Genomic DNA, 18231 nt, shown 5'->3' with positions numbered 1-18231 from the left:
GACGCGCAACGGGCCGCTCACGACAGCTCCTCGAAATACTGCGCGTTGATCTGCTCGTAGTGCGCCCACTTCGGAGGCAGCAGATCAGCTTCGTACACTGCGTCCACGGGACATACGTCGACGCAGACTCCGCAGTCGATGCAGTTTTGCGGGTCGATGAACAGTTGCTCTGCCTTGTCGAAGCCCGGGTCGTCCGGACCAGGCGAGATGCAGTCCACCGGACACGCTTCGACGCACGAATAGTCCGCGATACAGGGCGCGGCAATCACAAATGCCATGACGGCCTCCTTGACGTCTGCCGGGGTTGATGCCGGCCGGCTCGCCGAGCAATCGCCTGCGCAACAACTCGACATGTTTTGTACTATTGTAGCTTCCACTCGTCGTCTGCGGAAGGGATGCAGCAGTGACGAGCGTCTTATCGCCCAGCGCGGGCGAGTAACCGCCGCGCCTGTTTGTAATGCGGGGCGTCGACCATTCGACCCCCGAAACTGATCGCTCCCCCGCCCGCCGAGTCGAATGCCTCGACCAGCCGCTCGGCGTGCTCGATGCTCGCGTCGTCCGGCTGGAAGATGGAGTTGATGACGGTGACGTGCGATGGGTGGATCGCCGCCTTGCCGTCGAAGCCCATTCCGGAACACTCGAGAGCCTCTCGGCGCAGGCCCTCGAGATCCTTGAGATCGACGTAGGTCGTGTCGATCGCCGAGATGCCTGCGGCCTTAGCGGCGAGCAGCGTGTTCGACCGCGCAACCCGGAACACTTCGCGCAGGCGACCGCCTGGCTCACGGGAACCGTTGGCGCCGATATCAGCAGCGAAGTCTTCCGCCGCCCATATGACTGCTGTCACCGAGGGGTACTGGCACGACTCATCGAGGTTCCGGTACCCGACGGCGGTTTCGGTCGGCAGGATCCACAGCGGCACACCGTTGCGGCCGAGCAGTTCCTCGAACTTCGCGAGGTCGGCGGCACTGTCCACCTTCGGCAGCATCACCGCATCGGGGAAATGATCGAGACTCCGCAGCCACTCGATGTCACGTGCAGCCAGTGCGGTGTCCATCGCGTTGATCCGGACGATCGTCTCGGCGCCACCGAAGTCGACCTCGTGGAGCGCCGCCGCTACGACCGCGCGTCCCTCATCCTTGGCCGCGGGTGGCGTGCCGTCCTCGAGATCGAGGACGACGCAGTCCGGTTCGCACCGCGACATCTTCTCCAGCAGCGCCCGATTGTGTCCGGGCGCAAAAAGAGTGGATCGACGGCGGGCACTCACGCCGCTGCCTTCTTCCGGAACAACGCCGAGCGCACCACTCGAATCACGAGCTCGTTTCGCTGGTTGTAGCCACGGTGTTCGAGCTTGACGATGCCCATCGTCGGGCGGGATTTCGACTCACGAGCCTCGAGAATCACGCTCTGCACGCGGATCGTGTCACCGTGGCGAACCGGAGCCGGCATCTCGACGACGTCGTAACCGAGGTTGGCGATCGTCGTCCCCAGGGAGATGTCGGTGACCGAAAGCCCGATGACCAGCGACAACGAGAACAAGCCATTCACGACGCGCGAGCCGAATTCCGATTCCTTGCCGAACTCCTCATCGAGGTGCAACGGCTGCGGATTCATCGTCAGCGTGCTGAATAGCACGTTGTCGGTCTCGGTGACCGTCCGGCGGATCGGGTGATCGAACTCCAGTCCAGGCGTCAATTCTTCAAACCACATACCCACGATCGACGCCCTACCGCTGCCCGGCCAGATCGCGACCGATGATTTCCTTCATGATCGCGGTCGTGCCGCCGTAGATGGTCTGGATGCGTGCGTCCTTGTAGGCGCGGGCGACGGCGTACTCGTTCATGAAGCCGTAGCCACCATGCAGTTGCAGACACCGGTCGATGACCCGCAACTGCAACTCGCTGGTCCACCATTTGCCCTTGGCCGCGTCCACCGCGGTGAGCTCTCCCGCGTTGAAGGCAAGGACCGACTTGTCGAGGTAGGCCTCAGCAACGTCGATCTCTGTCGCAATCTCAGCGAGCTCGAATCGCACGTGCTGGAAATCGGCGATCGGCTGCCCGAAGGCCATGCGGTCGGAGCAGTACTTTCGGGTGACGTCGAAGATCGCCTTGGCGCTCGCGACCGCACCGGTGTAAACACCGAGCCGCTCGCTCGGCAGGTGGGCCATCATGTGGCCCATTCCGCGGCCGATTTCCCCGATGACGTTGTTCGCCGGGACGCGGACGTTGTCGAAGTAGAGCTCCGACGTGTCCTGCGAGGCGAGTCCGAGTTTGTCGAGCTTGCGACCGCGCTCGAAGCCCGGCATTCCGGCCTCCACCGCGAACAAGCTCAGCGAGCGAGATCCGCCATTGGGGTCCGTGCGGGCGGCAACGATCACCAGGTCGGCGCTGATACCGCAGCTGATGAACGTCTTCTGCCCGTTGAGCACCCAATCGTCGCCGTCTTGGACGGCGGTCGTCCGGAGGCCCTTCAGATCACTGCCCGCGCCGGGTTCAGTCATCCCGATGGCGCCGATCATCTCGCCCGTGGCGAATCGCGGTAACCAACGTTGCTTCTGCTCCGGGGTGCACAGGTGCAGCAAGTACTGCAGCACGATGTCGTCCTGCAGACCGAACGCCACGGCCAGAGACATCGCGTGTACGCGGTAGACCTCCTCGTGCACGACCACGCGGTACCGGTAGTCGGTCTCACCACTTCCGCCGAATTCTTCCGGGATGCTCAGGCCGTAAATCCCCTGCTCAGCCGCCTTCAGATACAGGTCGCGCGGAGTGAACTTGTCGGCCTCCCACTTTTCGTAGTGGGGTACGACCTCGCGCTCCATGAATGCGCGGACTGTCTCCCGGTACTGCTCGTGGTCCGCCGTGAACAGGTTGCGCTTCATCAGCCAAGCCTCTCGATAATTGTGACGTTTGCCTGTCCGCCGCCCTCGCACATGGTCTGCAAGCCGTATCGCTTGCCGGTGCGTTCGAGTTCATGCAGCAGGGTGGTCATGAGACGGGCGCCGGTGGCGCCGATGGGGTGGCCGAGGGAGATCGCGCCGCCGTTGACGTTGACCCGGGCGGGGTCGGCGTCGAGGTCCTTCTGCCACGCCAGCACGACGCTCGCGAAGGCCTCGTTGATCTCGACGAGATCGATGTCGTCCATGGTGAGCCCACATCGCTTGAGCGCGTGCTGGGTGGCGGGAATCGGCGCCGTCAGCATGAGGACCGGGTCTGCGCCGCGCACCGAGATGTGGTGGATGCGTGCCCGCGGCGTGAAGCCGTGCGCCTTGACCGCTTCTGCGGATGCGATGAGCAGCGCCGAGGACGCGTCCGAGATCTGGCTCGACACCGCCGCGGTGACCCGACCGCCCTCGACGAGGGTCCGCAGTGCTGCCATCTTCTCCAGCGAAGTGTCGGGGCGTGGCCCCTCGTCTGCGGCAATGCCTTCGACACTGAGCAACTCCCGGTCAAACCGGTTTTCAGACTGTGCCGTGAGAGCGCGCTGGTGACTGGCGAAGGCGAACTCCTCCATATCCTCGCGGGAGATGCCCCACTGCGACGCGATCCGCTCCGCAGAGTCGAACTGGGACAACGGTTTCGGGCCGTATCGGGCCACCCACCCGGGCGAGGAGGTCCACGGATCCGTGGCGCCGTAGGGTTCGCCCGCGGTGTACGCGGACAACAACGGGTACCGGCTCATGCTCTGCACCCCGCCGGCGATGACGAGGTCGGAGGTCCCACTCATCACTGCCTGTGCGGCGAAGTGCACGGCCTGCTGGGACGAGCCGCACTGCCGGTCGACGGTCACGCCAGGCACAGATTCCGGCAGGCCGGCCACGAGGGCCGCAGTGCGGGCGATGTCCCCAGCCTGTGCGCCGATCGTGTCCAGGCAGCCGTAGATGACGTCGTCAATGGCGGCGGGATCGAAGTCATGTCGCTCGACGAGTGCGCGGATGGGTATCGCACCCAGGTCCGCAGGCTGGTAGCCCGCGAGCCCGCCGTTACGACGGCCGACCGGGGTGCGGACAGCGTCGATGATGTATGCCTCAGGCACAGCTTCTCCTTGTAGGAATGGTGTTCTCAACTAGCGGCGAACGAGGCTGATCTTCAGTCCGTCGCGCGGCTTGGGAAGTGACGAATAGTCCATGTCGAGCTTGTAATCGGCCGGGACGGACCAGGTGAAGTTCAAGAGCATCTGGTGCAGCAGCGCCTTGACTTCCATACCGCCGAAGTACATTCCGATGCATTTGTGAACGCCGCCACCGAACGGCATCCACGCGTCCTTGCCTTCGCCGCGAACGTGGCGCTCGGGGTCGAACGTCTTTGGGTTCTTCCACACGTCTTCGAGCTGATGCGTCGTGTGCATCGCCACCGTGACGTAGGAGCCCTTCGGCACGTGGTAACCGACAAGTTCGGTGTCCTTGACCGTCTTCCGGATGACCCCCGGAATCGGCGTCGTGATTCGGATCGATTCCTTCATTACGAGGTCGAGCGAAGCGAGTTTGTCGAGATCTCCGTACTCGAGCTCGGCTTTGCCGAGCGCTTCGGACTCCGCCCGGCAGCGCTCCTGCCATTCCGGGTGCTTGGCGAGTTGGTAGATCATCGCGGTCGCGGTGACGGTCGACGTATCGTGTGCCGCCATCAGGAGGAAGATCATGTGGTTGATGACGTCTTCGTCGCTGAACCTCTCCCCACCTTCGTCCTCGATGTGGCACAAGGCGGCGAGCAGATCTTCCCGATCGGCTTTTCGAGCCTCGGCGACGCGCGGCTTCAGATAGGTCTCGAGGAACTCGCGTCCCCGAAGTCCGCGCCACCACAACGTGCCCGGGATAGGTGCCCGGACGATCGCCGTCGTCGCTTCGACGCAGTCGACGAAGGCCTGGATCACCTTGTCGTTCTCGGGCCCGACCTCTTCCCCGACGAAAGTCCGGCTCGCGATGTTCAGCGTCAGATTCTTCACCGCCGGGAACACGCGGAAGTCCTGGCCCGCCTTCCACCGGCCGAGAATGTCGCGCATCACCGGGGTCATATTGGCCAAGTAGCCGATGAGCCGATCACGCGTGAACGCTTGTTGGAGAATCCGGCGGTTCTGGAGGTGCTCATCGAAATCGAGGAGCAAGAGACCACGCTTGAAGAAGGGCCCCAGGAAGAACGACCAGCCCGGCTCATTCGCATACGCCCGGTCGGAGTTCTTGAACACCACCTTCGAAGCTTCCGGCCCGACCACGCTGACCAGCGTGATTCCGAAGCTCCTATACCAGGACACCGGCCCGAATCGCCGGTACCAGTCCGCGTTGTAGTTGAACGTGCCCAACAGGTACTCGAGCGACCGCCCGAGGATCGGTAACCCGGGATCACCCGGAATGGGCTTGAGGCCCGCAGCTTTCGCATCGGGTGCCGCTAGAACTGGCATCGGAATCTCCCTTTACTCGGCGGCCTGCCCCCTTTGCGGAGGCTAACACACTCAGATACGGTGAACCTCGGAAGGTTGACTGTAGCTAAATGTTGCAGACCTGCGAGTTGGAAGCAATACCTTCCCGGGGACAAGGGAGTACCTCACGTGAAGAACCTCTTTGAAAAAGCACTTCTACCAGTGCGAATTGCGGCGGAAGCGGTGTATCCCGAGCCCACCTACGAGGTGTCCGGCCGAGTTGCAGTGGTGACTGGCGGCGCTGACGGGATCGGTCTTGCACTTGCTCGAAAGCTCAAGACCAGAGGAGCCAGCGTCGCGATCATCGATCGGAACGCCGAGGCCCTGGAGTCTGCGCGAACAGTCCTACGCGACGGAGTCTTGTACCTCGAAGCCGACGTTCGGGATCGCGAGGTAATGGCAAAGCACATCCAGCATGTCGTCGATCACTTTGGTCGCCTCGACATCGTGGTCGCCAATGCCGGTGTTTCTCCCGACCCCGCCACCATTCGTACGATCGAAGCCGACGAATTCGAGCGAATCATCGACGTCAACCTCATCGGCGTATTCAACACAGTGAAGCCCGCGATTGAGCCCATCATCGAAAGTCAGGGCCACATCGTCCTGGTCGCCTCGGCGGCCGCGTTCATGCCCGGCATGGGAATGGCCGCCTACATGGCCAGCAAGGCCGGCGTCGAACAGCTCGGCCGGGCGCTCCGGATCGAACTGGCGCCACACGGCGCATCCGCGGGAATCGCCTACTTCGGCTTTGTCCAGACCGCGTTCGTACGCCCCCTCGATGAGGACCCGCTGCTTCGCGAGTTCAACGCGCAGGTCCCACTCCCCTTGCGCCACCGGGCCACCCCCGAACAGGCGGCAAAGGCCGTTGCCGACGGGATCAGCCGCCGCGCCGCCACGACCGTCACCCCAGCAATCTGGGAATCCATCGCTCTGCTTCGAGGGCTCCTCGCGGCCCCCATCGATCGCTATCTCACCGCCGATTCCTGGACCCACGGAGCCATCCGGGCGATCGAGCAACGGTTCTTCGACCACGAAAACTCTGCCAAGCATGCACAGGAGGCACAATGAGGATCTTCACGAACGCTGACGAGATGGCCGCCGCGGTCGGCGAAGTATTGGGCACGAGCGACTGGTTCGTCGTCGAGCAGGACCGTATCGACACCTTTGCGGACGCCACCGATGATCACCAGTGGATCCACACCGACCCCGAGCGGGCGAAGACCGGCCCGTTTGGCGGAACGATCGCGCACGGATTTCTCACGCTCTCTCTGGTCCCGGTGTTCCTCGCGGAGAACTTCAAGGTCGAAGGCCTGAAGATGGCGATCAACTACGGCCTGGACAAGGTGCGATTCCCCGCGCCGGTCCCCGCGGGTTCCAAGATTCGCGGCACGACGACCTTGGTCGACGTGGCCGTAGACGGCAATTCCGCACAGACCAAGACCCTAACCGTCGTCGAGATCGAAGGCGGTTCGAAGCCTGCGCTGATCGCCGAGCAGATCGGCCGGTACTACTTCTGATGTTCGAGACAGTCGATTACTCGGTGACCGACCGAGTCGGGGTGATCCGCCTCAACCGACCAACTGTTCTCAACGCGTGGTCGGGCACGATGGGTCGAGATCTCACTGCCGCCGTCGCGATTGCCTCGCGTGATCCGAGCGTGCGCTCGATCGTGCTGTGTGGCGCGGGGCGTGCGTTCTGCGCGGGCGGCGACCTCAACGAGGATTACCCGCGCAATGCGGCGGGCTACATCGATATGCGGCGCACGATCGAAAAGGTCTCCACGCCGCTCATGCTCGCTCTTCGCGACGCGCCGAAACCGGTGATTGCCGCCGTACATGGTCCCGTCGCAGGGATCGGATGTTCGTTGGCGTTTGCCTCGGACTTCGTCCTCGCGGCCGAATCCACGTACTTCCTCCTGGCGTTCACGAAGGTGGGTCTGGTTCCCGATGGCGGGGCACTCGCGTTTATCAACGCGCGCATAGGTCCGACTCGCGCCACGGAACTGGCGCTGTTGGCTGAACGCCTGCCAGCAGTACGCGCACTGGATTGGGGCCTGATCAACGCGATCCATCCCGCCGACGCGCTTGAAGCAGAAGCCTTCGCGCTGGCGCAACGACTGGCTGACGGACCTCCCGTCGCGTTCGCGAACACCAAACGGATGGTCAACGCCGCCGCCTACTCGACGTTGCGCGAGCAACTGGCTCTCGAGGCGGACCTGCAGCAGGAACAGTCCGAGTCCGGCGAATACGACGAAGGGGTCGCGGCATTCCTCGAGAAGCGCCCGCCGCGGTTCGGCGATCGCGTCCAGACCTTACAACTGAACAACTGACCAACGAGAAGGGTTGAACGACAACATGATCGGACTAGAAGGCAAAGTCGTCACAGTCACCGGCGCCGGTAATGGCCTCGGTCGCGAATACGCGCTGCTCTGCGCCCGCGAAGGAGCCAAGGTGGTCGTCAATGACCTCGGCGGCAGCCGCGACGGCACGGGCGCGGCACACGCAGCCGCAGACGCAGTCGTCGACGAGATCAAGGCCGCCGGCGGCGAGGCTGTCGCCAACTACGACAGCGTTGCCACCGAGGCCGGTGGCGAAGCGATCGTCGCCACGGCACTCGACACGTATGGCCGCATTGACGGAATCGTGTCCAACGCCGGAATCCTGCGCGATGTCTCATTCCACAAGATGACGAGCGACCAGTGGCAGGCCGTTATCGACGTGCACCTCACCGGTACGTACAACGTCATCCGTGCCGCGTGGCCGCACATGCGAGAGCAGAAGTTCGGCCGCATCGTCGTGGCCACGTCGACGTCAGGACTGTTCGGGAACTTTGGCCAAGCGAACTATGGCGCGGCGAAGATGGGCATGGTCGGCTTGATTAACACCCTGGCCATCGAGGGCGCGCGCGTGAACATCACCGCCAATGCCGTGTCACCGCTCGCCGCCACTCGCATGACCCAGGAACTCGTCACCGAAGAGTTCGCCGCCAAGATGCCGCCTGGTTTCGTGGCGCCGCTGGTGGCCCACCTTCTGAACGAGTACACCACCGACACCGCAACGGTCATCGTGGCAGGTGCCGGTCGGATGTACCGGACGCAGCTGTTCGAGAACGAGGGCGTGACCTTCGACGGCATTCCGTCCGTCGACGACGTGGAAGCCAAGTGGGGCGAGATCGTCGGGATGGAGAACGCGCGGGTAGGTGTCAATCCGCTCTGACAAAGAACCCTCTGAGAGAGAAATTGCTCCCCCTCGAGTTGGACGAGTTCCTGCTACGAATCCAGATGGAGACCTTGCTGGCATGACCAGTACAACCCCCAATATCCGGCAGTACAACGCCCGCACGTTCGAAGACGCCCCGGAAGTCCCGCACGAAGTCGAACTCGAGCTGACTGGTGTTGTGCCCCAAGAACTTCAAGGAACGCTCTATCGAATCGGACCGGGCCGGTTCAACACTGGCGGGTTCGCCGCTGGCCACATTTTCGACGGCGACGGCCTCGTCTCGAAATTCGTCATCGACGGTGGCGCCGTTCGCTTCCAGTCTCGGTACGTCCGCACGCCGAAATTTCGTGCGCAGGAAGCCGGGCGTGGCGCGGAGGTACGAGGGCTTTACACCCAAGCCCGCGGACTCCGACACAACGCTGGCCAGTTTGCGGCGGACAGCGCCAACACCCACGCGGTCGTGCACGCCGAGCGGCTCCTGGCTCTCAGCGATATCGGCCATGCCTGGGATATCGATCTCGACGACCTCACCACGAAGGGCGTGTGCGATTTCAACGGCCGCCTTCCGCGCCTCTCCAGGTTCTCGGCACACCCCAAGATCGACCCGGTCACGGGCGAGCTGTTCAATTTCGGTCTCGATCTCGCCCCGCGACTGGGGATGCACATTCCGGCCGGGCTCCGGTGCTATCGGGTCGATCCCAGCGGCCGGCTGACCACCATCGGCGTCGTACCGCTCGAGGACGTCATCGTTCAGCACGACTTCGCCATCACCGAGAACTATCTGGTGTTCGCCCTGTCCCCCATCACCGTCGATCCGATCAAGGGTGCGCTGGCTCTGGCCGGATTCGGGACCATTGGGGATGCCGCCGAGTACCGACCGGAGAAAGGGATGAAGATCGTGCTCGTCCCCCGGAACGGCGGAAGACAGCGTGTGATCGAGTGCGATCCGTTGGTCTACTTCCATGTGGGCAACGCGTACGAGGACAGCGGCGACATCGTTCTCGATCTCGTTCAACATCAATCGTCGGAGTTCCTGTCAAGCGCCCTCAAGACGTTCCGCGACGGCGTTCTTCCGCTGGCCGCGTGTCCGACCCGGCTGCGGATAACCTCGCGCGGGCGCGTTCTCCGCGACGACATCGAGATGGTCGCTTGTGAGTTCCCCACCCATGATGAGCGCCGCACGGGACGCGAACACCGCTTCACCTATCTCACCGAATTTGCCGACGGCTCCAGCGTCATCGCCAAGGTGGACCATCTGACCGGCGAGCTTCGCCAACACGCGTTCGAGTCGAGCACGACGGCCGGGGAGCCGATCTTCGTACCCCGCTCAGACAACGCCGCGGAGGACGACGGCTGGGTTCTGGTCCTCACCTACAACGCCGCTGAGCACCGGACTGCACTGCACATTGTTGACGCCGCCAGGATCGAGGACGAGCCGGTAGCAATCGCCCGGCTGACCGGCCATTTTTACCCTGGTTTCCACGGCAGCTTCACGCCGCGGGTCGCCGGATCGAAGGCAGCCTCCCAAAAGTGATTATCGAAAGAAGCGCGAGATGACGAGTCTTTGCGCACCACGAAAGCCGATGCATCACGAACACTGCTTCGGGTGTGGAACTAAGAACCCGTCTGGCCTGCACCTGAAGCTGGCTCAGGACGGTCCGGACGCCGTGGCGGGCACGTTCGTCCTACGGTCCGATCTGCAGGGGCCGCCCGAGATCGGGCACGGTGGTGTGCTCGCACTCGCGCTCGACGAGGCGATGAGCTTGCTCATTCACGTCCGCGGCACGACAGCGCGAACCGCCGCCCTTGCGATCGAGTACCACGCACCGGCACCGGTCGGCGCCCGACTCGAGGTCCGAGCGTCATTGGTGTCAATGGCCGGCAGCCGGCTGTACATCCAGGGAAGCGTGTTCCGGGCCGACAGACCACGACCGTTAGCCACCGGGACGGCGACTTTCGTGGCGATCGGCGGTGATGCTCCGTAAGGGCTCTGTCGCGCCAGTTCCTACCCAAGCGGATTCACATCCACGCGCAGTACCAATTATTGGTAACCTTGATTTATGGGTAAGAACACATCGTTCAGCCTCGACGAGCACTACAGCGCCTTCATCGATGCTGAGGTCGCCGCTGGCCGCTATCGCTCAGCCAGCGATGTGGTCCGTTCGGCGCTGAGATTGCTCGAAGATCGTGAAACCCAGCTTGGCGCGCTGCGCAATGCGTTGGTCGAGGGTGAACGTAGCGGTACTTCTACGGCGTTTGACTTCGATGCTTTCGTGGCCCGCAAACGAGCTGGCCTCGAGCCCTAGCCTCGGTGAGTAACTACGTACTATCGCCGGCCGCTCAAGCCGATCTTGAAGGCATTTGGGAATACACCGCCCAACAGTGGAGCCTCGACCAAGCCGAACAATATGTGCGGCTCCTCCAACGAGTGATCGAGCGGGCTGCCGCAGCACCGGGGATCGGTCGTCGATGCGACGAGATTCGATCCGGCTACTTCAAGCTCGCCGCTGGAGCGCATGTGTTTTTCTACCGGATCGCGAACGACGGCGTCATGGACGTAGTTCGCATCCTTCACCAGCGAATGGATGTCGACCGCAGTCTATGAACACGATGAGCTCCCCCATTGTCATTGGGGGAGCTCATCGTTCATGCCGAATCAGGACGCGTAGAGCGCATCCACCTCAGCCGCGTACTTCTTGACCACGACATTCCGCTTGAGCTTCATCGTCGGCGTCAGTTCCTCTCCTCCGGCTTCCCAGAAGACCGGCAGGATCGTGAACTTCTTGATCTGTTCGACGCGCGCCAGTTTGGCGTTCGCCGCTTCGACCCCGGCAGCGATCGCTGCCGCAATGCCGTCGTTCGACGCCAGCGCCGCCGCTGAGGTGTCGGTCAGGCCGGTCTTCGCGGCGTACATGGCCGTGATGTCCGGGTCGAGCGTGATGAGCGCGGTGACGTACGGCTTGGCATCGCCGATCGCCACCACCGAACCGACGAACGGACAGCTCACCTTCACCAGCCCTTCGATGTTCGAAGGTGACATGTTCTTGCCGGCGCTGTTGATGATGAGTTCCTTCTTGCGGTCCACGATCCGGACATAGCCCTCGTCGTCGATCGTCGCGATATCCCCCGTGTGCAACCAACCGTCGGGATCAACCGCCTCCGCAGTCTTCTCCGGATCGTTGCGGTAGCCCTTCATCACGAGAGGTCCACGCACGAGCAGTTCGCCATCGGGCGCCAGCGTGACCTCGTTCTTGCCCGGAATCGGCTTTCCGACCGTACCGATCTTGACGCCGCCCGGAGGGTTCGCGAGGAGCACCGCGGACGTCTCGGACATCCCCCAGAGCTCGCATACGTCGAGACCGAGCGCGAGGATGAACGCGGTCGCGTCCGGGGCCAGCGCGGCTGCGCCGGAAGCTGCGAAGCGAACTCGGTCGAGCCCGACCTTCGCGCGGAGCTTGCTCAGTACGAGCGCCTCCGCCGTGGCATGTTCGGCGGCGAGCTCGGCTGGGACCGGCTTACGGTCGGACTTCAGCCACGCGACCTTCGTGCCAACCTCGATCGCCCACTTCGCGGCGGTGCGCTTGGTTTCGTCCGGCTCGGCGTTGATGGCTGCCTCGACCCCGGCCTTGATCTTGTACCAAACCTGCGGCACGCCACCGAAGTACGTCGGACGAACCGAAAGCAGTGTGGGAACCAATTGTTTCGGGTCAGCGAGAGTCGTGACTTGCACGCCACGACACAGGTTCGTGTAGTGCACTCCCCAGCGGTTGGCGATGTGCGCATCCGGCAGGTACGAGATGAGGCTGTCATCGAACCCGAGAGGCATCAATTCGCTCATGCCATCGACCTCGGCAAGCAGCCCCGCGTGGGTGAGTTCGACGCCCTTCGGCGGCCCGGTCGTCCCAGACGTGTAGATGATCGTCAACGTGTCGGCTGGTTCGACGGCACGCCAGATGCGTTCGAAGTCGAAACCCGGGCTGTCGAGGTCTTCGAGTTCGGCCAGGGTCATGACGCCGTCGATATCGGCATCAACGCAGACGATGTGCTGGACGGTTCCGGCGGCGTCCGCGGCCAGGATCTTTTCGAGGAATTGCGCCTCACAGACGACCACGCGTGCTTTCGCGTTCGAGAACAGGTGGGCGATCTGCTCCGACGCCAACGTGGCGTAGATCGAGAACGGCACTGCGCCAAGGTGAATCGCAGCGTTGTCGACGATGTGGAACTCGGGTCGATTGGTGAGCATGAGGGCCACCGGGTCGCCGCGGCGCACGCCGAGTGCGTGCAAACCTCGGGTGGCGTTCTCGACTCGCCTGGCGTAATCCGCCCACGTCAGTTCGACGGCTCCGTCGGAGCTACGAATGGCGACTTGCTCTGGCCGCACGGTACGCGTCTGCTGGAATGCCTCGCACATCGTTGCCGGCGCAGTCGGGGCATCCCCTCGCTTGCTGCTGATCTTCGTCCACAGCTGTCGGGTTGTATTAAAGAGATCGGTCATGAACTTGGCTCCTGGGAAGTCGAATTCTGTTCGTGGACAGGCGGTCTCAGATGCCCAGCCGACGCCGAATGTCGCGGCCTCCCGTGAAGCGCATAAAGACGCCGAAGGCTTTGCTGCGCGCAGCGGTATAAGGGAACCAGGCCATCTGGACGGCGGCCGCGGTACCGGGTACGGAAGACACGACGGAGCGGACCTTGCAGTACTTGCGAATCCCGTCGATGCCGAATCGCCCGCCGATGCCGGAGGATTTCCATCCGGTCGAGGGTGCCGGGAAGCAGATCAGATGGGCAGCTGAGGTGTCGTTGACGTCGACCGCACCGACTTCGAGGCGCTGCGCGATCTCTTTGCCGCGCTTAGTGCTCGCCGTCCATACCGTGGCCCCCAACCCATAAACGGAGTCGTTGGCCAGTTCGACCGCGTGATCGATGTCGCGCACCCGCATGACGGGCAGGATCGGACCGAACGTTTCCTCTCGCATGACGAGCATTGAGTGATCGACGTTGGTCAGCACCGTGGGTTCGAAGAATCCCGGTGCCAGGCCAGGTTTTCCGCCGGTCTTCACCACCGCGCCACGGTGGATCGCATCAGCGACATGCTTCTCGACGATCGTGAATTGCTCGTCGGTGATCAGCGGACCGAGATCGGTCTCAAAGCCGCTTTCGCCGTTTTGACGCAGTGCCGAAACCTGCGCGACGAGTTTGTCGACGAATTCGTCGTGGACCGATTCCTCGACGTAGATCCGCTCGGTGGACACGCACATCTGGCCAGAGTTCAGCAGCGCGCCGAAGGCGATGCCGGAGGCCGCGTAGTCGAGATCGGCGTCCGCGGCGACGATGGCCGGGTCCTTGCCGCCGAGTTCGAGGCTGTACGGAATGAGCCGCCGGCCAGCCTGTTCGGCGATGGCCCGGCCAGTGCGAGTCGAGCCGGTGAACTGCACGAAGTCGACGTTGTCGACGACCGCGGCGCCGGTCGCGCCAGCGCCGCCCGCGAATGCGAACACTGGCGGCGCGCCGATTTCCTCCCACCCCTTCAACACGTAGTGGACGGCGAGCGGGGTGTGCTCGGACGGCTTGACGATGACCGCTGCACCCGCCAACAGCGCGGGAATGGCATCCCACAGGGTCAACGCGATCGGGAAGTTCCACGGGCTGATCACGCCGACGACCTGGTGCGGTACGTAGCGGACAGTCATCCGGCGGCCCGCGGTCATGAGACCGTGCGGACGGGGATGCTCGTCGGCGAGGAACTTCGCCGCATTGTTCGCGTAGTAGTTCAGTTCGTCCACGACGAAGGGCACTTCGAACACCGCTTCAGCCCGCGGCTTACCGGTCTCTGAGCGGAGGAGGTCCGCGATGTGGTCTTGGTTGTCCAGCAACCAGTCTCGATACTTGGCTACCCACGCGGCGCGACCAGCGACCCCGAGTGCGGCCCAATCCGGTTGGTGGTCGCGCAGGCTTGCGACGATTGCGGCAACCTGCTCTGGAGTCGACTCTGGGACGAATCCGGTGGCAGTACGCGTCAGCGGACTGAGGACGGGCAGTTGCAGCTCAGCGATGATTTCGGTCATTGTGCACCACATTTCAGATAGACGACACCGTCGAGATGTCAACAACCTCTAGCACCGGTGGACATCTAGAGGTTGAAGGTATCCGAAATGGGGAACTTTGGCCACAACCGACTACCCCACTGGCGAGGGCAGTCCAAGGGCGCGACTGATGGCCGTCTGTAGCACCTCTGCCGAGATCGAGGAATCGGCGGCGGTTTGGAATCCCAGACCCAACGCGATGCTGAGGACGACGAGTGCCGTCTCATCGGGAGTCAGCAGTAGTTGCGATCCAGACTTCTCGGCAGCCTCGGCAAACACCGCGCTTGCCATCTCGCGCATGTACCCGACCCGTTTTGCGGTAGCCGCCTTCGTCTCGTCGTTGTAGGCACTCGCACCGGCAACCTCCATCTCGAGGCGAATCCATTGCGGAGCACCAATCGCTATCTGCACCCACTGCGAGAGCGTCGCGACCACCTTGCCGAGGTCGTCGAGTCCGCTGGCACGCAGAGTCTCCGCCGCACTGTCGGCCGCTTTTCGATACATATCGTCGAGAACCGCGGCACCCAACTCCGCTTTGCTTTCGAAGTTGCTGTGCACCGCGCCGCGGGTGTAACCCGCCTCCTCAGCAACCTGATCGAGCGATGTCGCCTTGAATCCGTCTCGCAGGAACAGCTTGGTGGCCGCCTCAACGAGAGCGCCGCGGGTGCGCTCCTGACTCTCCGCACGAGTAAGACGTTTGGCCATGAATAAACCGTATCCGAATACGTCAGACATCTGGATGTTTAGCTAGGTAAATCACGTTCTTCCCAGACCTCGTGCTCTTGCGCGATGAGGACCTCGGTTTCACCAATGAAGGTGCGTTCGAAAGCGATCAGGTCGACGCCGGCCGGACTGGCGAGGGCTTGGCCGACCGCATCACGGTCGTCGAACCAGAGTTCGGCCACACCGTCCCAGGGCCAGCCTTTCGCGCGCGGGACTGCATGGTTCTGCCGGTACGCGCGTAGGCCGGGAAGTTTCTTCACTCGCGGCGGCAGATCTTCGCGCCAGATTCGGTAGAACTCCGCCAGCTCGATTTCGGGGCGCCGACGTATGAGGCCAATCAGTTTCACCATGCGAACATCGTCGCGCGCTCATTGCCATGTTGGCAACCTTCGGATACGTTGAACCTCTGAAACGCTTTGACAATGCCGTTGGAGGTATTCGATGACAGGGCAGATCTTCGACCACGAGGTGGTAATTGTCGGCGCCGGTTTCTCCGGAATCGGGGTGGCAATAAAACTCGACGAGGCCGGGATCAACGACTTCCTCATCGTGGAATCAGCGTCCGGTGCCGGCGGCGCCTGGCATTCGAATACCTATCCCGGCGTCGTCGTCGACGTGCCTTCGTTCGCCTACTCATTCTCGTTCGAGCAGAGCTCCGAATGGTCCGGCGTGTATGCGAAGGGTGCCGAACTCAAGGCTTATGCCGAGCACTGCCTCGACAAGTACAACCTGCGCTCGCGGTTGGTCCTGAACACTGCGATCACGACAGCCGAGTTCGACGACGAACTCCATATCTGGCGCCTGACGCTCAGTACCGGCAGAGAAGTGACGTCCCGTTTCCTGATCACCGCGACCGGCGCGCTCACCCAGCCAAAGACGCCCGACATTCCAGGTGCCGACGACTTCCGCGGCGTCACGATGCACTCGGCGCGCTGGAATCACGACGTTGACCTGGCCGGCAAGCGCGTCGGCATCATCGGAACGGGCGCGTCGACCGTCACCATAGCGCCGACGATCGCACCGACTGTCGAGCACTTGACTGTGTTCCAGCGGACGCCGATCTGGATCATGCCCAAGCCGGAGGCCAAGCTCGACGGGCCGCAGCGGACCGTTCTACGCCATGTACCCGGCGTACTGCCGGCCCTGCGAGCGGCGAGCAATGTACTCGGGGAGGTCAGTTACACCCTCACCACGAACTACTACCGGCAGCTTCCCATCGTGCCGAAGGTGTACGAACGGATCGGTCGCCTGCAGCTGCTTCACCAGGTGCGCGACAAGCAGACAAGAAAAGCGCTCACGCCGAAGTACGCCGTCGGGTGCAAGCGAGTCGGCTTCTCCAACGACTATCTACCGACCTTCAATCGGCCGAACGTCACGTTGGAAGCGTCCGGGATCGAACGCATCACCCCGACCGGAATCCGCGCCAAGGACGGAACTGAACACCATTTCGACGTCCTGATTTTCGCCACGGGCTTCAAGACCTTCGAGAGCGGCAACATGCCTCCGTTCCCCGTCCTCGGCGCAGGCGGAGCAGATCTCGAAGCATTCTGGGACGAACACCGCTATCAGGCCTACTACGGCGTGAGCGTTCCCGGTTTCCCGAACCTTCTCTTGATGAATGGCCCGTACGCCTACAACCTGACGGTCTACTTCCAGTTCATCGAGAGCCAGGCGAGGTACATCGTCCGCCTTCTCGGCACTGCCCGCCGGATCAAGGCAACGTTCGTCGACGTCAAACGCGAAGCAAATGACCGGTACTTCGCCAGCATGCTCGCTCGCCGACGCAATCAGATCTATTTCAGCGACAGCTGCAACGGCTCGAACAGCTACTTCTTCGACCAGCACGGCGATGTGCCCATCCGTGCTGCCCTGACACCCGAAGTTCATTGGACCAGTGGCCATTTCAACCTGAAGGACTACGACATGCACACCGCCCCGAAGAGCGCCGTAGGAGTGAACCGATGAGCCGTGACAGAAGTATCGAAGGCAAAGTCGTCGCCATCACGGGTGCCGCACGCGGCATCGGATACGCAACCGCCGCGCACTTGCTGAGCCAAGGCGCGCGGGTCGCGATCGGTGACATCGATGCAGCGGCGGTGAGGTCAGCTGCGACGTCTCTCGCACGTGGCGTCGTCGCGCTCCAGGTCGATGTTTCGAACGACGAATCTGTCGCGGCGTTCATCGCAGCTGCCGAGGACGCACTGGGCACCCTCGACATCCTGATCAACAACGCCGGCATCATGCCGATCGGTCATTTCCTCGAGCAGAGCCAAGAGCTTCAGCGCCGCACGTTCGACATCAATGTCTATGGCGTCCTCAACGGGATGCGCGCGGCCCTGCCCGGAATGATCGAACGGGGCAGCGGTCACATCATCAACGTCGCCTCGAGCGCGGGCAAGGCTCCCGTGCCGGGAGGACTCGTGTATGGCGCGACCAAGGCCGCCGTTGCCTCACTCACTGATACCGCGCGTATCGAGTTCGCCGGCGACAACATCGATTTCACGTCCATCCTGCCCGCGTTCACCAACACCGACCTGATCGCCGGCACCAAGGGGCTCAAGGGTTTCAAGACCGTCGAACCCGAAGACGTCGCGCAGGCGATCGCTGATGCCATAAGTCATCCCGTGCCCGAGAAGTGGGTCCCTGGTTCGCTGGCGGGAACCGCGGCCATTTTCGGGCTCATCCCCTATGGCGTGCGGGACCGGATCAACCGCGCACTCGGCGCCTACGACGCCTTCCTCGATGTCGATCAGTCTGCGCGCAAGGTCTACGACGACCGGATCACCCAGCACTGATTTCCC

Annotated in this window: 20 protein-coding genes; 10 read left to right on the top strand and 10 right to left on the bottom strand. The window is 62.9% G+C overall.

Going from position 1 to position 18231, the window contains the following annotated elements; translation table 11 throughout:
* Window positions 1-17 precede the first annotated feature (17 nt).
* From F600_RS0114670 to F600_RS0114645, 6 genes are all read right to left on the bottom strand, one after another.
* Window positions 18-278 carry a 4Fe-4S dicluster domain-containing protein gene (locus F600_RS0114670; RefSeq protein WP_018161377.1) on the bottom strand — a complete coding sequence of 87 codons (261 nt, stop codon included), beginning with the start codon at window positions 276-278 and terminating at the stop codon, window positions 18-20.
* A 137-nt stretch (window positions 279-415) separates the two neighbouring features.
* Window positions 416-1264: an HpcH/HpaI aldolase/citrate lyase family protein gene (locus tag F600_RS0114665; protein WP_026306551.1), complete on the bottom strand. Its 849-nt coding sequence runs from the start codon at window positions 1262-1264 to the stop codon at window positions 416-418.
* The gene (locus F600_RS0114660) at window positions 1261-1716 is read right to left on the bottom strand and encodes a MaoC family dehydratase (protein WP_026306550.1); all 456 of its coding nucleotides are present in this window, start codon (window positions 1714-1716) and stop codon (window positions 1261-1263) included. The genes F600_RS0114665 and F600_RS0114660 overlap by 4 nt, the downstream gene beginning before the upstream one ends.
* A gap of 7 nt (window positions 1717-1723) precedes the next feature.
* On the bottom strand, window positions 1724-2878 hold the full coding sequence (locus tag F600_RS0114655; protein WP_018161374.1) for an acyl-CoA dehydrogenase family protein: 1155 nt from the start codon (window positions 2876-2878) through the stop codon (window positions 1724-1726).
* A complete protein-coding gene (locus F600_RS0114650; protein ID WP_018161373.1) occupies window positions 2878-4032 on the bottom strand; it encodes an acetyl-CoA C-acetyltransferase in 1155 nt (384 codons plus the stop codon). Before F600_RS0114650 ends, F600_RS0114655 begins: the two co-directional genes overlap by 1 nt.
* 30 nt (window positions 4033-4062) lie before the next feature.
* On the bottom strand, window positions 4063-5391 hold the full coding sequence (locus F600_RS0114645) for a cytochrome P450 (protein WP_018161372.1): 1329 nt from the start codon (window positions 5389-5391) through the stop codon (window positions 4063-4065).
* Between the two features lie 147 nt (window positions 5392-5538).
* Between F600_RS0114645 and F600_RS0114640 the strand changes: the two genes are divergently transcribed.
* The 8 genes from F600_RS0114640 to F600_RS31225 all read left to right on the top strand — a co-directional run bounded on the left by F600_RS0114640 (window position 5539) and on the right by F600_RS31225 (window position 11232).
* Window positions 5539-6477, top strand: a complete 939-nt coding sequence (locus tag F600_RS0114640) for a short-chain dehydrogenase/reductase (RefSeq protein ID WP_245541537.1) — start codon at window positions 5539-5541, stop codon at window positions 6475-6477.
* The gene (locus F600_RS0114635) at window positions 6474-6926 is read left to right on the top strand and encodes a MaoC family dehydratase (RefSeq protein ID WP_018161370.1); all 453 of its coding nucleotides are present in this window, start codon (window positions 6474-6476) and stop codon (window positions 6924-6926) included. Before F600_RS0114640 ends, F600_RS0114635 begins: the two co-directional genes overlap by 4 nt.
* Window positions 6926-7738 carry an enoyl-CoA hydratase/isomerase family protein gene (locus F600_RS0114630; RefSeq protein WP_018161369.1) on the top strand — a complete coding sequence of 271 codons (813 nt, stop codon included), beginning with the start codon at window positions 6926-6928 and terminating at the stop codon, window positions 7736-7738. Before F600_RS0114635 ends, F600_RS0114630 begins: the two co-directional genes overlap by 1 nt.
* A 25-nt stretch (window positions 7739-7763) precedes the next feature.
* Window positions 7764-8624 carry an SDR family NAD(P)-dependent oxidoreductase gene (locus tag F600_RS0114625; RefSeq protein WP_026306549.1) on the top strand — a complete coding sequence of 287 codons (861 nt, stop codon included), beginning with the start codon at window positions 7764-7766 and terminating at the stop codon, window positions 8622-8624.
* 82 nt (window positions 8625-8706) lie between these two features.
* A complete protein-coding gene (locus tag F600_RS28405; protein WP_018161367.1) occupies window positions 8707-10161 on the top strand; it encodes a carotenoid oxygenase family protein in 1455 nt (484 codons plus the stop codon).
* A gap of 19 nt (window positions 10162-10180) precedes the next feature.
* Window positions 10181-10612 (top strand): PaaI family thioesterase, encoded by a 432-nt coding sequence (locus F600_RS28400; protein WP_018161366.1) that lies wholly within the window; start codon window positions 10181-10183, stop codon window positions 10610-10612.
* Window positions 10613-10687: 75 nt separating this feature from the next.
* Window positions 10688-10933, top strand: a complete 246-nt coding sequence (locus F600_RS0114610; RefSeq protein WP_018161365.1) for a type II toxin-antitoxin system ParD family antitoxin — start codon at window positions 10688-10690, stop codon at window positions 10931-10933.
* A gap of 5 nt (window positions 10934-10938) precedes the next feature.
* Window positions 10939-11232, top strand: a complete 294-nt coding sequence (locus F600_RS31225; RefSeq protein ID WP_060934635.1) for a type II toxin-antitoxin system RelE/ParE family toxin — start codon at window positions 10939-10941, stop codon at window positions 11230-11232.
* Window positions 11233-11283: 51 nt separating this feature from the next.
* Here F600_RS31225 and F600_RS0114600 read toward each other — a convergent pair whose 3' ends face one another.
* The 4 genes from F600_RS0114600 to F600_RS28395 all read right to left on the bottom strand — a co-directional run bounded on the left by F600_RS0114600 (window position 11284) and on the right by F600_RS28395 (window position 15780).
* On the bottom strand, window positions 11284-13122 hold the full coding sequence (locus tag F600_RS0114600; protein WP_018161363.1) for an AMP-dependent synthetase/ligase: 1839 nt from the start codon (window positions 13120-13122) through the stop codon (window positions 11284-11286).
* Between the two features lie 46 nt (window positions 13123-13168).
* Window positions 13169-14689 (bottom strand): aldehyde dehydrogenase family protein, encoded by a 1521-nt coding sequence (locus tag F600_RS0114595; RefSeq protein ID WP_018161362.1) that lies wholly within the window; start codon window positions 14687-14689, stop codon window positions 13169-13171.
* A gap of 111 nt (window positions 14690-14800) precedes the next feature.
* Window positions 14801-15412 (bottom strand): TetR/AcrR family transcriptional regulator, encoded by a 612-nt coding sequence (locus tag F600_RS0114590; RefSeq protein ID WP_018161361.1) that lies wholly within the window; start codon window positions 15410-15412, stop codon window positions 14801-14803.
* Between the two features lie 38 nt (window positions 15413-15450).
* Window positions 15451-15780, bottom strand: a complete 330-nt coding sequence (locus F600_RS28395) for an EthD family reductase (RefSeq protein WP_018161360.1) — start codon at window positions 15778-15780, stop codon at window positions 15451-15453.
* Between the two features lie 91 nt (window positions 15781-15871).
* On the opposite strand from F600_RS28395, the gene F600_RS0114580 reads away from it, so the two are divergent.
* Window positions 15872-17395, top strand: coding sequence for a flavin-containing monooxygenase (locus F600_RS0114580; protein ID WP_018161359.1), 1524 nt, complete (start codon window positions 15872-15874; stop codon window positions 17393-17395).
* Window positions 17392-18225 carry an SDR family oxidoreductase gene (locus tag F600_RS0114575; protein ID WP_018161358.1) on the top strand — a complete coding sequence of 278 codons (834 nt, stop codon included), beginning with the start codon at window positions 17392-17394 and terminating at the stop codon, window positions 18223-18225. The genes F600_RS0114580 and F600_RS0114575 overlap by 4 nt, the downstream gene beginning before the upstream one ends.
* The last annotated feature ends 6 nt before the right edge of the window (window positions 18226-18231 follow it).

The sequence above is a fragment of the Smaragdicoccus niigatensis DSM 44881 = NBRC 103563 genome (assembly GCF_000380645.1).
Lineage (GTDB): Bacteria > Actinomycetota > Actinomycetes > Mycobacteriales > Mycobacteriaceae > Smaragdicoccus > Smaragdicoccus niigatensis.
This window is presented reverse-complemented; position numbering and strand designations above follow the sequence as displayed.

Coding starts and splice junctions, on each gene's coding strand:
- F600_RS0114670 (WP_018161377.1), bottom strand. CDS start 278: ATGGCATTTGTGATTGCCGCGCCCTGTATCGCGGACTATTCGTGCGTC.
- F600_RS0114655 (WP_018161374.1), bottom strand. CDS start 2,878: ATGAAGCGCAACCTGTTCACGGCGGACCACGAGCAGTACCGGGAGACA.
- F600_RS0114645 (WP_018161372.1), bottom strand. CDS start 5,391: ATGCCAGTTCTAGCGGCACCCGATGCGAAAGCTGCGGGCCTCAAGCCC.
- F600_RS0114635 (WP_018161370.1), top strand. CDS start 6,474: ATGAGGATCTTCACGAACGCTGACGAGATGGCCGCCGCGGTCGGCGAA.
- F600_RS0114630 (WP_018161369.1), top strand. CDS start 6,926: ATGTTCGAGACAGTCGATTACTCGGTGACCGACCGAGTCGGGGTGATC.
- F600_RS0114625 (WP_026306549.1), top strand. CDS start 7,764: ATGATCGGACTAGAAGGCAAAGTCGTCACAGTCACCGGCGCCGGTAAT.
- F600_RS28405 (WP_018161367.1), top strand. CDS start 8,707: ATGACCAGTACAACCCCCAATATCCGGCAGTACAACGCCCGCACGTTC.
- F600_RS28400 (WP_018161366.1), top strand. CDS start 10,181: ATGACGAGTCTTTGCGCACCACGAAAGCCGATGCATCACGAACACTGC.
- F600_RS0114610 (WP_018161365.1), top strand. CDS start 10,688: ATGGGTAAGAACACATCGTTCAGCCTCGACGAGCACTACAGCGCCTTC.
- F600_RS0114600 (WP_018161363.1), bottom strand. CDS start 13,122: ATGACCGATCTCTTTAATACAACCCGACAGCTGTGGACGAAGATCAGC.
- F600_RS0114595 (WP_018161362.1), bottom strand. CDS start 14,689: ATGACCGAAATCATCGCTGAGCTGCAACTGCCCGTCCTCAGTCCGCTG.
- F600_RS0114590 (WP_018161361.1), bottom strand. CDS start 15,412: ATGGCCAAACGTCTTACTCGTGCGGAGAGTCAGGAGCGCACCCGCGGC.
- F600_RS28395 (WP_018161360.1), bottom strand. CDS start 15,780: ATGGTGAAACTGATTGGCCTCATACGTCGGCGCCCCGAAATCGAGCTG.
- F600_RS0114580 (WP_018161359.1), top strand. CDS start 15,872: ATGACAGGGCAGATCTTCGACCACGAGGTGGTAATTGTCGGCGCCGGT.
- F600_RS0114575 (WP_018161358.1), top strand. CDS start 17,392: ATGAGCCGTGACAGAAGTATCGAAGGCAAAGTCGTCGCCATCACGGGT.